Annotated in this window: 10 protein-coding genes, 5 pseudogenes and 1 riboswitch; of the genes and pseudogenes, 3 read left to right on the top strand and 12 right to left on the bottom strand. The window is 47.0% G+C overall.

What is annotated here, in order from left to right; translation table 11 throughout:
• Window positions 1–42: 42 nt before the first annotated feature.
• A complete protein-coding gene (locus tag ACVX3G_RS04470; RefSeq protein ID WP_021321948.1) occupies window positions 43–2,370 on the bottom strand; it encodes a bifunctional 2',3'-cyclic-nucleotide 2'-phosphodiesterase/3'-nucleotidase in 2,328 nt (775 codons plus the stop codon).
• A 492-nt stretch (window positions 2,371–2,862) separates the two neighbouring features.
• On the opposite strand from ACVX3G_RS04470, the gene ACVX3G_RS04465 reads away from it, so the two are divergent.
• Window positions 2,863–3,924 (top strand): NUDIX hydrolase, encoded by a 1,062-nt coding sequence (locus ACVX3G_RS04465; protein ID WP_021321947.1) that lies wholly within the window; start codon window positions 2,863–2,865, stop codon window positions 3,922–3,924.
• 138 nt (window positions 3,925–4,062) lie between these two features.
• Here the strand turns inward: ACVX3G_RS04465 and ACVX3G_RS04460 are convergent, their stop codons facing one another.
• The 5 genes and pseudogenes from ACVX3G_RS04460 to istA all read right to left on the bottom strand — a co-directional run bounded on the left by ACVX3G_RS04460 (window position 4,063) and on the right by istA (window position 8,407).
• Window positions 4,063–4,782 carry a hypothetical protein gene (locus tag ACVX3G_RS04460; protein ID WP_021321946.1) on the bottom strand — a complete coding sequence of 240 codons (720 nt, stop codon included), beginning with the start codon at window positions 4,780–4,782 and terminating at the stop codon, window positions 4,063–4,065.
• 26 nt (window positions 4,783–4,808) lie between these two features.
• Window positions 4,809–4,891, bottom strand: a riboswitch (cyclic di-GMP riboswitch).
• Between the two features lie 97 nt (window positions 4,892–4,988).
• Window positions 4,989–5,453, bottom strand: a complete 465-nt coding sequence (locus tag ACVX3G_RS04455) for a hypothetical protein (protein ID WP_031206176.1) — start codon at window positions 5,451–5,453, stop codon at window positions 4,989–4,991.
• A gap of 467 nt (window positions 5,454–5,920) precedes the next feature.
• A pseudogene (locus ACVX3G_RS04450) lies at window positions 5,921–6,091 on the bottom strand (IS1634 family transposase); the annotation flags it as partial.
• A gap of 61 nt (window positions 6,092–6,152) precedes the next feature.
• The gene (gene istB / locus ACVX3G_RS04445) at window positions 6,153–6,905 is read right to left on the bottom strand and encodes an IS21-like element helper ATPase IstB (RefSeq protein ID WP_021321943.1); all 753 of its coding nucleotides are present in this window, start codon (window positions 6,903–6,905) and stop codon (window positions 6,153–6,155) included.
• Window positions 6,902–8,407, bottom strand: a complete 1,506-nt coding sequence (gene istA / locus ACVX3G_RS04440) for an IS21 family transposase (RefSeq protein ID WP_479454582.1) — start codon at window positions 8,405–8,407, stop codon at window positions 6,902–6,904. The genes istB and istA overlap by 4 nt, the downstream gene beginning before the upstream one ends.
• A gap of 143 nt (window positions 8,408–8,550) precedes the next feature.
• Here istA and ACVX3G_RS04435 point away from each other — a divergent pair.
• Window positions 8,551–9,093: pseudogene (locus ACVX3G_RS04435) on the top strand (IS66 family transposase); the annotation flags it as partial.
• A gap of 74 nt (window positions 9,094–9,167) precedes the next feature.
• Here the strand turns inward: ACVX3G_RS04435 and ACVX3G_RS04430 are convergent.
• Both ACVX3G_RS04430 and ACVX3G_RS04425 read right to left on the bottom strand, forming a co-directional pair.
• A pseudogene (locus tag ACVX3G_RS04430) lies at window positions 9,168–9,440 on the bottom strand (helix-turn-helix domain-containing protein); the annotation flags it as partial.
• Between the two features lie 140 nt (window positions 9,441–9,580).
• Complete coding sequence (locus tag ACVX3G_RS04425; protein ID WP_479454581.1) at window positions 9,581–10,138, bottom strand: DUF6431 domain-containing protein; 558 nt, start codon at window positions 10,136–10,138, stop codon at window positions 9,581–9,583.
• Between the two features lie 153 nt (window positions 10,139–10,291).
• Between ACVX3G_RS04425 and ACVX3G_RS04420 the strand changes: the two are divergent.
• Window positions 10,292–11,140, top strand: a pseudogene (locus tag ACVX3G_RS04420) (ISLre2 family transposase); the annotation flags it as partial.
• Between the two features lie 335 nt (window positions 11,141–11,475).
• Here the strand turns inward: ACVX3G_RS04420 and ACVX3G_RS04415 are convergent.
• The 4 genes and pseudogenes from ACVX3G_RS04415 to ACVX3G_RS04400 all read right to left on the bottom strand — a co-directional run bounded on the left by ACVX3G_RS04415 (window position 11,476) and on the right by ACVX3G_RS04400 (window position 14,322).
• Entirely contained in the window at window positions 11,476–12,174 is a 699-nt protein-coding gene (locus ACVX3G_RS04415) for a hypothetical protein (RefSeq protein ID WP_033012892.1), read from the bottom strand.
• A complete protein-coding gene (locus tag ACVX3G_RS04410) occupies window positions 12,171–13,268 on the bottom strand; it encodes a ParA family protein (RefSeq protein ID WP_020279815.1) in 1,098 nt (365 codons plus the stop codon). Before ACVX3G_RS04410 ends, ACVX3G_RS04415 begins: the two co-directional genes overlap by 4 nt.
• Window positions 13,269–13,506: 238 nt before the next feature.
• A pseudogene (locus tag ACVX3G_RS04405) lies at window positions 13,507–13,776 on the bottom strand (sugar transferase); the annotation flags it as partial.
• A 60-nt stretch (window positions 13,777–13,836) separates the two neighbouring features.
• Entirely contained in the window at window positions 13,837–14,322 is a 486-nt protein-coding gene (locus tag ACVX3G_RS04400) for a tetratricopeptide repeat protein (protein WP_021322744.1), read from the bottom strand.
• Between the last annotated feature and the right edge of the window lie 193 nt (window positions 14,323–14,515).

The raw sequence follows: 14,515 nt of genomic DNA, 5'->3' as shown, positions 1-14,515 counted from the left end.
GCCTTGCCCGCCATGAATGGCGGCACAAGGCCGTGTTTGATGTTACCATCCATTTGCTTGCTTCAACTTCTCCTTTGACGGCGTTTCGTAGCGGATGTGCGTGTCAATGTCTGTTACGTAATACCCGCCGCCGACCGCGTACTGCCCGCCGAAGCGCGCATCATACCCGTAGACGCGGTACACTTCCCCAGGCTGTAAGATGCGGACGAACACAAGGCGCCCATCCTTCGTCCGTTTCCATAGATTGATCGGCTTTTGCACCGTCAAGCGGCCGATTTGCCCTTTTTTCAGCTCCACGCCATCCCAGTACACTTTTTTCACTTGGCCTGGAGGAGTGGTTGGCTTCTCCGGCTGCTTTGGCGGGTTGGGCTTTTCTTCCTTCCAAAGCGGCAAGGCAAATTCATATTGGGCAAATCCGCTCGGCAAGGCGGTGACATAGCGGATGCTGCCGTCTTGCGGCAAGTATTTTTGCGCTTCCGGCGACGATTCAAACGTGACGGTCACCGGCGCTTTCCCTTTCACTGGCGCAAACCGCCAGTTGCCATCCGCTGACGGGTTGATCGTTCCGTTTTCCCGAATATAGTCGATGATCACTTGCCGGTTTTCATCCGGCGCAGCCAAAATCGTGTTTTTCCCGCCCGGATTGATGATCCGGTTTGTCGTCGCCCGATAGTTGTTCGTTGCGACGATAAATTCCATGTTCGGCGTCACTGGCTTGCCTTCGAATTTCAAGTTTTTAATCCGATTCGCGTTCGGATTGATCACATTTTGGTTTTTGTCGTATTTCGCCGGCTCGGTCACATCGATCTCGTACGTCACTCCATCAATAATGTCGAAGTTGTACGTCGGGAAGTCGTTGTTCACAAGCGGCTGAACGTCTGTCTTGTTCGGGTCGATTTGGTTGAATTGCCCCGCCGACCACTCAAGCCATTCTTTCAACTCGGCTCCCGTAATTTTCAACGCATACACCGTGTTCGGATACAAGTACAAATCGGCGACGTTTTTAATGGCGATTTCCCCTGCCGGGATGTCGGTATAATAGCTCGCCCCGCCGCGTCCGCCGGCTTTGAACGGAGCGCCGGCCGACAGCACCGGAAGGCCTTCATATTTCGTCCCTTTCAACATCTTTTCGACATACCATTTTTGCGCATTCGTGACGATTTGCACGGACGGATCGTCTTTGATAAGCGCAAAATAGCTGTTGATCGGGCTCGTTGTTTTTCCAACCGGGCTGCGGACGTACTGAATCGTCGCTTCATGTTCCGCTTGGATCGCCTGCTCCACGTCCAGGTCGCTGTCGACAAGCGGCGTTTTCGTCGCCTTGTCATACACTGGACGGAGTTGGGCTTTCGCTTGCGTCACTTTCCATTTTCCGTCGATTTGCTCGACCGTCAAGTCGATCACGCCGAGCGTATCGCCCCATGAACCCGGCATCGTCACCGGAACACCGTTGATCGTGCCGGTTTCATTGTTGATTCCGTTTCCGTCTGGAAAATCTGGTGTCGTGCCTGGAAGGGCCGGGAATTTTTTATGCTGGTGGCCGGCCAACACGGCGTCGACCCCCGGAATTTGCGTCAAATAATACGATGCGTTTTCCATATTCGGGCTGTTTCCGCCGGTCTCAATGCCCGAGTGCGATAGCACAACGATCAAATCGGCCCCTTCCGCTTTCATTTTTGGAATATACTTTTGCGCCGACTGCACAATGTCTTTCGCAATCACTTTCCCTTGCAAATTCGCTTTGTCCCAATCCATAATTTGCGGCGGCACAAAGCCGATGACGCCGATCTTCAGCGTATGCTTCTCCCCGTCTTCATCAACGACTTCTTTCGCTAAAATTTGATACGGCGTGAAATAGTTGACATCGTTATCCGGATTTTGGTCATGATCGTCACGGTACACGTTCGCATTCACGATCGGCAGCTTGGCATCGTCATACACTTCATTGAGGAAATCCAAGCCATAGTTGAACTCATGGTTCCCAACCGTCGCCGCATCGTACTTCAACAAATGCAACAGTTTCACCGCTGGATGCACTTCGCCGTCTTGCAGCGGCTTCACTTTCGCCACATAGTCGCCAAGCGGCGTTCCTTGAATCAAATCCCCGTTGTCAAACAGAAGCGTATTCGGCTGCTCAGCGCGCGCCTGCTCGATCAAACGCGCCGTCTTCGACAACCCAAACTCATTCGTCGGACTATCTTTGAAATAATCGTAGTTGACGAGATTCATATGTACGTCCGTCGTCTCTAAAATGCGCAGCTTGACGACATCTCGGTCTTCCGCGCCCGCTGCGGTCGGCAACACAGCCGGAGCAAGCAGCCCCAACGCCAACACCACGCTCGCCGCCGCGTATTTCTTCCGTTTTTTCAATGTCCATCCCCCTCACTCAGATCAAATCATTGTCATCTCTATACATATTACCATAAAAGCAACAAAATTTTGATAGAAAAAACAAACAAAAAACATCCATGAGTAAGCTTTTACTCGCCACCCAAGCATGAAAATAACCGCTCATGGATTCATTATTTTCACAGAAAAATAGAGGAAATAAACAGACAATATCGAAAGAGAATAGAGGAAATAAACAGACAATATCGAAAGAGATAGAGGAAAGCACAATGTCCTATTCTTGGGGATGGTTGATCTTTTCAATCTTCTTTTTTACATTCATGCTGTATATTATCATTGAAACCGCCGTCCGACGAGCGATTGACAGCTCAACATTAGCAGAACACATCAAAAAACCGTTGGAAGATAGAAAAAGAAGGAATGACAGCCGACATTAAAGGAGTGACACGCATCGTTCATCAATGTTATGATTAAATAAAAACTTGGAGCTTTTATTTGCAAGGGGAGTATGCAATGTTGCGGGACATCATCAATGCTGTTCTCGGTGTGATCATCGGGGTCATTTTAGGAGACCCTCTAAAGGAGGCTTGGGGGAAATTTGTCAAATACATGAAGCGCCTCCTTGCAAAGCCAAAAACTATTAAAGATCCCTCATATTTTACCATTGGGAATGAAACTACTTCGTTTATTGTTTGTGACGGAGATGGCGTTATGACCTACTCTCCTGAAAATATTGAAACAAGAGTAAACAACCATGCAGTTGAGCTTCCCAGTGATTTAAAAATTTTGAGGAGAGAAATAGAAAAAGCGGAAGATGCAAAGAAACAACGGGGGGAAAGCTACAGTTGGAATGGACCTTTGCTCTCTCTCGAAAAATATTCAATTCTACGAACAAAAGTGAATGAGGATATGAAAGTCATTTTTTCGTTCGTTCCTTCAGATTATTATACATTTAAAGCGTTAAATATGAATCTAGATAAACAACTTCCTTCCGGTTATACAATCCGAGAGAAATACTTGGCCGGAAACACAGTTAGGCAACCAATCCCAGCGCTAGCAAACGGCGTTGGCGTAGCCATCACTGTCATTACTTCAGACAATTACGTCATTTTAACCAAACGATCGCCTGAAAGCGGGGTGCGGCCAAACGAGTTGGATATTAGCGTTGTCGAAGCAATCCATCCTTCCCACGACCGTAAAGCGGTAGGACAAGGGCCGGACCTATTTAATACTGCTGTACGTGGCGCAGAAGAGGAGCTAGGCGTTGTCATCCCTAGGGAAAATATAAAATTTCTTGGGTTCGGTGTAGATGAACAATACTATCAATGGAATATCATCGGCATTGCGCACTGTAAAGAAAAAGCCGAAGAAATTATGAAACAACGCAGCAGAGGAATCCCAGGGAAATGGGAAATGGAACAAATACTCTTCATTCCGTTTAAAATTAGGGACGTATTATATACTATCAAAAATGAAAAAATGTGGTCCACAGCAAAAGTTGCTCTATACTGGTCACTCGTCTTTGAATATACAAAAAGAGGAGTAGATAAGGAAGCAGAAAAGCTGTTCAAATAATCCATTATTCGCAGAGAGAATATGCCTTGAAGGAATGTCTTTTCTAAAAGAGCAGGAAAAGAAGCAACCCAAGCAAAAATAGAAGGTCACCATTGCAACACAACGAAGAGCGCCCTCCACTGGCGCCCTTCCTCATTTCTATAGCAAATTGAGCAACGCCTTTTTGTTCGCTTGCACTTGGTCGTTCAACGCCTTGACTTTTTCTTTTAACTTCTGAATGTCTGCGTTGTTGGCGCCGACTTTCTTTTCAAGGGCGCGAATTTCATTCGTCACCGCCCGCAGCTGGTTGGACAGCGCGATGAGCTGGCCGATGAGGCCATCAATTTGCTCTTGTTTTTCTTCATCGAGTTCCTCTTGGTCTTCACCAACAGGTTGTGGAGAAGTCGGAGACGGCGCCTCCGTTACCGTTTGCCCGCTGGAAGCTGGAGCGGCAGCGTCATTGGCCGCTATGGCTTGTCCACTCGGAGCGTCAGTTGCCGCTGTGACTTCTGTCGGTTGAGAAGCAGACGGCTCGCCCGTTGGCAACGAATCAGCAGGCGTCGTTTGCGTGTCCGTTGCCGATTCCGCTTCGCTCAATGCTTGAATGCGAGCGGTCACTTTGTCTAGCCGCTCTTCAATTTGGCCTACTTTTTTATGTAACTGCGCCAACTTTTGCGCAAGCCATTTTTGTTGCTTGGACGATTCCTGTTTTTTCTTCGCCTCTGTTTCCTTTTGTTCCGTCTTCTTCTTGACGACGACTTCCACTTTCTTCACCATCGTTTCGCGCTCATGCGCTTTGCCCGCAGGCTTGGCGGCCGCCCACGCCGGAGAGGCGACGAGCATCGACGCCACCAAAATCGGCCATCCTTTCTTCAACATTACCAATTCCTCCTTTATTTTTTGGTAATGGCAGCTGGCTGGCATAGGTTTCCCCTTAGCCCCTGTAGCTTTGTGACGCTAAGTTTCCTTAGCTGTACCTTTCATCATCATTGTACCATGATTTTCTTCGCGAGGAAGTGAGACGAAATGACTATTTTCGACCTTTGAACCATTTCATATATATCTCAAACATTCCTGCTTCACCGTTAAATCCCTAGTTGAAGTTCGTGTACAGTATATTTGCTTTTTGTCACAACTCCCCGGTGCCGCAATGTTTCATGCACTTTCTCATTATACAAGCGAACGTTTTCATTCATGACCTTCCACTCAACCGACCGTTGATGGCAAAACCCATCGATATCATTGTCGAGATGTTTCACATAGCGATAGGGGCCAATGATCCCGATGCTGAGCCACGCTCCATTGCGAACCAACACGATATCCCCTTGTTCCATCGTATGGACAAACGCCCAGATTGCGCCAAGAGCGTTGCCAAGCTTCGCCCCCGAATAATGGTACACGTTGCGCAATCGCTCTCTCAGTTCATCTTTGCTTATGCCGTCTAAATTGCCGATCAGCGGCCAGCCAATCCCTATGACTTGATCGCGAATGAATTCGTCGTACCGCTGAAACCCATGCGGTTTCGTTTTCATTTGAAATACATGCGCCATTTCCAATCCCCCGTTTCCCTTTCAACCTCCGCCTTAGCCACACCGTCCCATCCATCAAAAAGCGACAGGCGCGTAACCACTTCAACTTCTTGCATGCTTCTTAAGAACGGCGGTAATCGCCTCAATCGTTTCTTTGGCGGCATCCGTCAACGCTTCAAATTTAAAGGCAATCGACTGAGCGTTTGGATTGATGGACGGGCCTGCGTTTCGATCTCTGCGAAACGCTGTGATCGCCTCCAAGTCTCGTTTGAGGCCATCCGGAAGCAGCGCTCGCTCGAACCTCCAACTGACGATGTGGGGCTCTTTCGCTGTGTAATCGTTGGATCCTTCATATTGTATCTCACATTTCGCACCCTAACAAGGTCAAAACAAAGGATTTTTTATTTAGTTTTTCAGAATAACTTTTTGACCAACACGACGAGCGATGGCTATCCTTTTTTTACCATCACTGGTCGTTCCGTATGACGTTACACGTAAATGCTCTCATCCAGCCCCAACCCCTGCAGAATCCTTCGCTGATCAGGGGTAAGGGAGCGATCCAGTGAGCGTTGGATGCGTCCATCCGGCAGCTCCAGGAGGACGACGTTCACATATTGAAACAGCTGGAAAATCGCCTGCCCCGTCGGCCGGGTGTTTTTTGCAAGCAAAAAGTGCAGAGAATTGCAAGAAAAAATACATAGGCTTGCCGGCTCAATGAATTTACCTTTCAACCGAGCGAGAAGGGAGCGACTGAACGGCAGAAAGCGCGTGCCGCAAGCGGTAGCTCTCTCCCGTAAACGCGAGAATGTGGGCGTGATGGACCAAACGATCCACCAGCGCTGCCGTCAGGCGGTTGTCCCCAAACACTCGATTCCACTGTCCAAACTCTAAATTCGATGTCACGATGACACTTTTTCGTTCATAACAATCGGCAATGATGTGAAACAGCAGTTCCGATCCCTGCTTTTGAAAAGGTACATAGCCGAGTTCGTCCAAAATCAACAGCTCGCATGTGTCGATTTGCCGTTTGAGCCGTCCGAGGGTGCCGTCTTTTAACGCTTCTTCGAGCTGGGCGACAAGATCGGCGACACGGAAAAACCGAACTTCATGGCCCCGTTCACACGCTTTTAATCCTAATGCGGTGGCGAGATGGGTTTTTCCTGTTCCCGGCGAACCGAAAAGCAGGACGTTCTGTTTTTGCTCCAAAAAGCGAAGGTCGCAAAGTTCTTCCTTCGAGGTCGTGGTCGGCCAATGAATCTGATCCGACCATTCGTAATCTTTGAGCCATTTCAACTCCCGGAACTTCGCCTTCTTGATCAATCGAGCCTGTTTTGCTTTCTGACGGAACGACAGCTCCAACGCCAACACATCACGCAAAAACTGTTCCTTGGTCTCGTAGGCCACCTCCTCGAATCGATCCGCGATGTACGCCAAATGCAGGGCTTTACAAATCTCTTTTAAATCCATCTTCATGCCCGGCTTCCCCCTTCCCTTGACGGACAAAGACGTTGATCATACACATGTAAATCGGTTTCATAGTCGACTAAAACGGAAGGGGTGTATGATTCTTCCCACTTGTCCGGGTAATAGGAGTGCTTCGCTTCCATCAACACGCCGATTTCATGAGGAGTCAAGTCCCATCGCTGACTCTCCTCGAGCCACTGGGCGATTTCGTAAAGCGTGTGCCGATCCAACAGCGCTCGCAGTCCTTTTAAACGGGCCACCACCTGGGGCGGGGGGCCAGCCAGATACATTCGGATCGCCTCCGGCAAGTACGTCCGGTAGCGGGAATGTCCGACAACCCGGGGTTTGGTCTCCCACTCAGCGAAAATCTCTTTCCAAGGGATTTCGCGTTTCACGTTCGTATACGGCCTTGGCGCTTCAAGATGGACGTCTCCATCGGAAGAGAACACAACGAAACGATTCCATTCTTTCTTCACCAACACCCGGTTGGGGACGGACAGGCCATGGACGACGAACGCCTTCCCATCCACCATTACTTCTCCGTATTTATTCACGTAAGCGTGATCGAGGGAGAAGATCGGAAGATCTTGTTCCGGCAACGCCAACAGCTCTGGTTGCTCTTCCTGCCATAGTTCCTCGATCCACCGCCCCTTTTCATAATGAGGACGGTTTCGGTCCTCGACCATCTTGCGATGCAGCCACTCCACCAGCTCCGGATCCGACTCCATCAATGGAGCGGGGATGAAACAAAGGTTGCGAGTGTAATAGACTTTTCGCTCCGCATTTCCTTTCTCATGTCCGCTGTATGGATTGCACACTTGTACATCAAACCGATAGTAGAGTTGGAATTTCTCAAAAGCCTCGGTAAATCGGCGTTCTCCCCCTTTTCGAATCGACACAATGGCCGCGGACAAATTGTCAATGCGCAATGCCTTTGGCACTCCCCCAGCCTGACGAAACAGCTGCGTCAACCCGTGGAGGAAGCATTCACTGTTTTCCGCCGGCAGCGGATAAGCAAACGCAGCGTTGCTATAGGGAAAGCTCATGATCAAAACCGATCGCTCTTCTTCCTTCCCCTCCTTCGTCACCACCGTCATCTTCCCGAAATCCACCTGCGCCTCGCCTGGCGGGTGCTCCAGTCGTTCATAGCGCTGTTCTTTCTCGAGCTTGAGCTGCGGTCTTCGTTTTTGCACGTACGCGCAAACGGTGCGATACGAGCCTTGAAATCCATGGTCACGACAAAGCGCTTCAAACATCGTCTTGTTCGTTCGCCGTTGTTTTCTCGGCAGCTTGGCATCCTCCTCCAACCAGTCATCAATGATTTGCCCGTACCCTTCTTCCTCCATCATCCCCTTTTTGCGTTTGATGGTTGGTTGGACAGAAATGTCTTCATCTGCGTATTTCTTGACCGTTCTCCAGTTATATCCCGTTTCACGGGAAATTTCCGCAATCGATAACCCTTTCTTTTCACGCAGTTTTCTGATACGATTAATTTCGGGCATTGCCAGCATCCTTTCGCTCCTCCACTGTTTGGTTATGTGTTCACAACTTCCACAGTAGAGGAAATGTTAGAGGCTGGCAAACCTTTTTTTCTTTGCCTTCAGCTCTGCACTTTTCGTTGCAGAACTCTGTATTTTTATTTTGCAATAAACACGGTACGTATCCGAAATACACACATGCCACCCATGCCCTTTGTCATGCCCACCATTTGCGTGAGTTAAAAGGATTCATCGAACAGGGGCATACGTGGGCGATGCGCATGACCACGTTTCTGTTAGCCGCCAAGCAAGCCGTCGAAGCCCATCACGGTGCACTTTCCGAAGAAGAAGCGAGACGGTGGGAACGAGTGTATGATCGCATCCTAGAAAGAGCACAACACCGATTAGAAACGATGACGCCTCTTCCGAAAAAAGCACTCGCTTTTGTTCGACGCCTTCAAAAACGAAAGGAAGAAGCGCTGCGTTTCTTACGTGAAGTACATGTTCCCTTTGACAACAACCAAGCCGAACGCGATCTTCGCATGGTTAAAGTCAAAGAGAACATTTCGGGTACGTTTCGCGAAGAAACATTCGCCCAGTCTTTTTGTATCACAAGAAGCATCGTTTCCACACTGACGAAACACGAAAAAAACGTGTGGGATTCGTTATGTCTTCTGTTGACGGGTGACACGCTTGATCGCGTTCTTTCTACCACTTAGGGCATTTTCTATTACGGGGATGCCCTATTTGTGTTGCGCTTCTTTACATACTACTATCGGAGTGAATAGTTACAAATATGATCCTCATCATCGGGCGACAGACGCCTTGAGTGGCCGCGGTCCGAACGGCGCTTCGGCTTTAAGGCGTCAAAGCCCCCTTTTTTGTATCGGGTGCACCAATCGAGGATCGTCTTGGCTGCGATTCGTTTGTCGCCCTGGTGGGGAACATGGTGCACTCGCTCGCTCACCTCTTTCAGATACGTCTTCGGTTCCACCTGCCCATTCACCAACGGAGCGATTAGCCCGTACCGAAACAGGGCAATGTCGTGTCTCATCGACTCATCCATTCGAATCTCCTCCTTGTCTCACTTGGAATCAGGACCGTTCCGGTCCGTCTGCCCTTATCGTACCGGATCGCTTTTTCTCCGTCGATAGGAAAGGTTTGTGGGAACCTCAACTATTTCCAATTTAGGATATGTATGTAAAATCAGGATCCCATTTGATTCGCAAAAGGGTGTCGGAATCCGTCCTCCCACATGTCTCTGATGACCGAATAGAGACCGTGTTTCTCCAACGTCCGGATCCACCAGGAAGCCCGTTCCTTTTCTTTTTTCACGATAGGGCCTATGATCCTCCACCGCCTCGCAAAAAAGCTATGAAGGCTTGATAGGTTTCGATAGAACCGTCGGACATAAAAGATGATGCCGTCCTTTGTCAGGAGGAACGGAGCCCGGTTCGTCCCCTCGGTCAATCCCAACTGCTCTTTCACGACTTGCCATATGGCGGACAACGTATACTGAAAATACGGGAGGAGAAAGGAAGGCAGCACACTCACCGTCTTCAAGCATTCCCGACAGCGATACCGGACAATCCAAATGCGATCATCACCATGTGGGGTCAATGCGTTTCGCTCATCGTAACCGTGGCGGTGCAACGGGCGCTTGGCCCGGCAATGCGGACACTTTTTCAGAAGAGGGAAGTCGTTTTCTTTTCCACGCTCTGCATACGTTTGGACGTCAATGCCAAAGTCATGAAATTGAATCACGTCCTCCTCCCCCTCCTCTGAATCGATGGATTTTCTCTTCCGAAATAATTCACAAAAAATTTAGCACATTCTTTCAGAAAAGGGGAGAGGGCTTTCTGAAGGAATGTGCAAAAAAATGGCTCTTTTGTTCCGAAATAAAGTGATAATTTACAGAAAGGGAAACGGGCGAAAGAAGAGAAAATCCTGGCGATTCACGAGGGATGGAAACGAAACGGTTCGCAGCTCGAGCTCGTGAACCGGCGCCACTACCTCCATGAAGGGGCGGGAGACGTGTGGGAACGGTTTGAAGAGTGGCTGATGAACGAATATGCCTATGATCCGTGCCGGGACCTTTTGATCATCAACGGCGACGCGGCGTCGTGGATCACGGCCTGCCGGGAGTATTTTGGGAAGCGGGCGTGCTTTCAGCTGGATCGATTTCATGTGGCGCGGGAGCTGCGTCAGTGTCTGTCCGGCCATCCGCGTTGGCGGGAGGTGCGGAGGAAGCTGGCGAAACAAGACGAAGAAGGACTTTTGGTCGAGCTGAACAGCGCGGTCGGCACGTTGGGGGACGAAGGCAAAGAACAACAGCTGGCCGCCTTGATTCGCCGGATCGAGTCGATGCCGGGATGCATCCGGGACTACCGGGAGTGGCTGTCGGAGCAAGGGGTGGAGACGACCGGCATGCGTCCGATGGGCCACGCCGAGAGCGTGATGAGCCGGTTTGCGCATCGGGTGAAATCCCGCCGCAGCTGGAAAGACCAAGGGCTTCGGGCGTTTCTGAGGGCGATGGCGGCCCGAATCGACGGGATTTGGCGGAGAAATGGGCAGTTGGTGGAGGAAGAAGAGACCCGAACGGCGGCCTCGGCCTCAACAAAGTCCAAGCGGATCGAACAGGCCAAACGGAAGGCCGGACGGTTATGGGCAGATGTGGTGCGTCAGAATCTACCGTGTCTGCAGCGGTCATCCGGGACACCGATCCATCAAGCGTTGTCGGCGCTCCGGGATGGTGGTTGGGTGTAAAAAAATGGAATATCGTATCATCGCCTCAAGATGAGGGATGAGAGTCCGAAAGCGCTTACGATATTAATTCCTGAAAATGGTTCGCTAACTAGTGATTGACAACGCCCGTAGTGAACCGAAAAAATGTTCTCCACAAAGTCTTGACTGACTCCATCCGAAACAAGTTTTTGCATCAAATTCGGGAGTGTGGTATGCTTGTTCATAGAGAGCACCTCCTGGGTTTGTTTGTGTCGCTACTCACATTCTACAGGAAAGGTGCTCTTTTTTCTATACCCTTTGGATTTTATTGGATAATCAACACGCCTGTTATTGTAATAAAAAATACTCACCTACAGTCAAGTATAATTCCAGGATGAGAAACTAGGTAGTGGAAATTGCAATGTTTTTTTTCCTTTTTTTGAGACTATATAATTATGATATTCGGTTAGCCATCTATACTTTTCATATAAACTCGGGTGATTTAGATTCGTCTGTTTCAATAAATCCATAATAACCCGTCCATGTAAATCATCATCTTGATTGTATAGATAGTTAATAAACGATAAAGAATCGCTATCTTTTAATAGTATATGGGAGAGCTTGAGTTCAAGTTGCTTAGGGTCTTCCGACGTTCCTAACATTAATTCAATTAGATTTTGGTCTATAACAATTCTCGGAAAACGGGCATATTTTGATTCTATGTAGTAGGCTTCAACTAAAGCTTGGCTATATACTATATCTCCATTGGTGTAGTGCCTTCCAATGGCTATACCACCTCTCACCAAAATGCCGTTAATGATCATAGAATATTGAACTTGTGCTGCAGCCTCTATTATTTTTACCGCATTATCAATGGAGTATTTACTTGAAAGCACAATCGAATCTGAAAATTGTCTTATTTCTAGGCCTGTTTTATCAAAAGAAGGTTTTAAAGATGTCAATAAATCTTCAATTTTTGGTAAGTATATGGGTTCAAACGGCCCAGAATCTCTTTTCACCATCTCTTTATATCCAAGAAGATCTAAAAAACAAACAATCCCTTGATGTATAATCATACTTTCTCTTTCTCCTCTATAATTTCTTTAGCACGAATAACCCTCTTCTCTAGTTCTGCAAACAGCTTCCTCCATTCTTGCATTCGTTTTTCTGTATCTTGCCATAATGCGCCTGCATATGGATAACCATTTGAACTAATAAGTGCAGTATCCTCTTTACTTAATGAAAAAATAGGCTTTGAACATTCTTGCATTAGAGTAACGAGACTACTGAAATCCGGAATTTTAACTGCCTCTGTACTTCCAAACTCTTCGCAAATTTGTAGTAAATTGATTTCACTATCACCAAACTGTTTTAGTACAGGCAAAAGTTCCTTTTCTATTCTACCAGGCAATCTTCTCATCCACATTTCAAAACCCGTTCTTGCTTTACTTCCCCTTGCTGTTTTGTAATTCTGTACAATTGTTCCTAAAAATAGTGGTCTACCTTCTGATATAGGCAACCCAATGGCTTTAAAATCATCAATAATGAGTCTATGTTCTTGAATCCATTTTTTTATTATTTGAGAAAGAGAACTAATTGCTTGCACATTAAATCGATCTGGAGAAACAGGAACAAAAAATGCGTCACAAGCCAAAAAACACGTTCTAGTAAGAGAGCCTGCGCTTGGACCAACGTCAATGAATACAAAGTCCGCTTTAATCTTTTTTCCTAACCTCTTTATCATATCATGCAGGGCAACATACAGAAACTTAAAATGAATCTGTGAAGACGTTCTGAAAGTATGAGCCTGAGACAAATCATCTTCAGCAGTACTGAGCCCCACATCCCCTTTTAATAGCATAATATTCTCGTTAAAGGGGGAGTCTATCAACTCAATTGAGTCAACATCTACATTTGATCTACTTCCTTCAATTCTTGGTCGCAGAGCTTGTAAAATTGAGGTACCGGGCAGATCTATCATTTCTTCTGTGTTATCATTATCCAATCTCTTTAATAAAGGACCCATAAAAAGTTCTGTAAGATTACATTGTGGATCAGCATCAATTAGCAACACTCTATAACCTGATTCTGCCAATGCATAACCAAGATTAAAAGTACTTGTGGTTTTTGAAACTCCTCCTTTATGGTTATATAAAGTGCAAATCAGCATAAATTCTCCTCCTCATCAACAAAAGTATTATCAAAATGTTATCTATATAAGTTGAAACTTTGTTTTACATCCAGTAGAACGCCCGCTGCATTCTGTCAAAATGACTTGTTATGAAGGAAAACAGAATCGAACAATCGGAAAATCTTTATTGCAACTTATATACCATACACTCTTTTATAAAATGGTGACACTACAAAAATTCCCACTTACCCAATCAAATATCAAATGACAGAAGAACCTAATATGCATTTTTATTTACCAAACCATTGGTAATTGTAAGCAAAATGATTTTTATGTCTAGCCACAAGCTCCAGTTCTCTATGTAAAAAAGATCATGTTCAATCCTTTCTTGAATCGAGGTATCCCCCCGTAATCCACACACTTGAGCCCATCCGGTGATTCCTGGGCGGACATGATGTTTAATCATATATTTTGGAATTTCTTTCTTAAACTTTTCGACAAAAAAAGGACGTTCAGGCCGCGGACCAACGATACTCATATCGATCTTCTTGGGCATCGCGTTCAATTTGTAAGTACTTGTACCAATCCGACATGTTCGTTTCTCACCTTATGAAGATGTTTGATATTGAATTTCTGATAACAAGTGATCGATGGTCGTATGGTAGGCTTCTGATCCAGGAAGCCGCCTGCTTTGTTCCAAGTATGCTTTTGCTTTCGCATACTCACCGTTGTAATACAGAATCTCGCCAAATTGCAAGGTAAAGATCGGATCCTGCTGCAGAAACGGTCTTTTTTGAATGGCTCGATCATAATAGAAAGCGGCTTTTTGAAAATCATTTTTCATCGCGTACGCTAGTCCCAGTGTGCGCATGATGTTGTAACGATCAGGATACTTGTCCAACAATGATTGCAACTGCGGCAAAGCTTCTTCTACTCGTCCTTGTTGCATAGCTTGAATCGCTTTTTGGTATTCGATGTAGTCGTTTCGAAACATTTCGTCTTGCTGTTGTCCCTTCCAATGAACATAACCGATCCCTGATAACACCAAGACGAGCAGACTAAGAAACACGTATCGGTTCCATCGCCCAACCATGAGTAAATTCTCCTCGTTTCACAAAAATCGACAACCTTCTACTTGTAAATTTTAGTGCATTTCGCCTCATAAAGCAATAGTCCAGCGAAATACAATGGGTGAGACACTGGAAAAGGGTGTTTTTCTAATGATGAATCAGTTGCAAAAGCACTCATAAAAGGACCCTCCCATGAAAGGGAGGGCGCCGCTTCAT

The sequence above is a fragment of the Geobacillus sp. PLS 41 genome, from assembly GCF_056494105.1.
Note: the sequence above shows the minus strand (reverse complement) of the source record. Positions and strands in the feature narration are given on the sequence as shown.

Coding starts and splice junctions, on each gene's coding strand:
- ACVX3G_RS04465 (WP_021321947.1), top strand. CDS start 2,863: ATGTTGCGGGACATCATCAATGCTGTTCTCGGTGTGATCATCGGGGTC.
- ACVX3G_RS04460 (WP_021321946.1), bottom strand. CDS start 4,782: ATGTTGAAGAAAGGATGGCCGATTTTGGTGGCGTCGATGCTCGTCGCC.
- ACVX3G_RS04455 (WP_031206176.1), bottom strand. CDS start 5,453: ATGGCGCATGTATTTCAAATGAAAACGAAACCGCATGGGTTTCAGCGG.
- istB (WP_021321943.1), bottom strand. CDS start 6,905: ATGAAGATGGATTTAAAAGAGATTTGTAAAGCCCTGCATTTGGCGTAC.
- istA (WP_479454582.1), bottom strand. CDS start 8,407: ATGCTGGCAATGCCCGAAATTAATCGTATCAGAAAACTGCGTGAAAAG.
- ACVX3G_RS04415 (WP_033012892.1), bottom strand. CDS start 12,174: ATGATTATACATCAAGGGATTGTTTGTTTTTTAGATCTTCTTGGATAT.
- ACVX3G_RS04410 (WP_020279815.1), bottom strand. CDS start 13,268: ATGCTGATTTGCACTTTATATAACCATAAAGGAGGAGTTTCAAAAACC.
- ACVX3G_RS04400 (WP_021322744.1), bottom strand. CDS start 14,322: ATGGTTGGGCGATGGAACCGATACGTGTTTCTTAGTCTGCTCGTCTTG.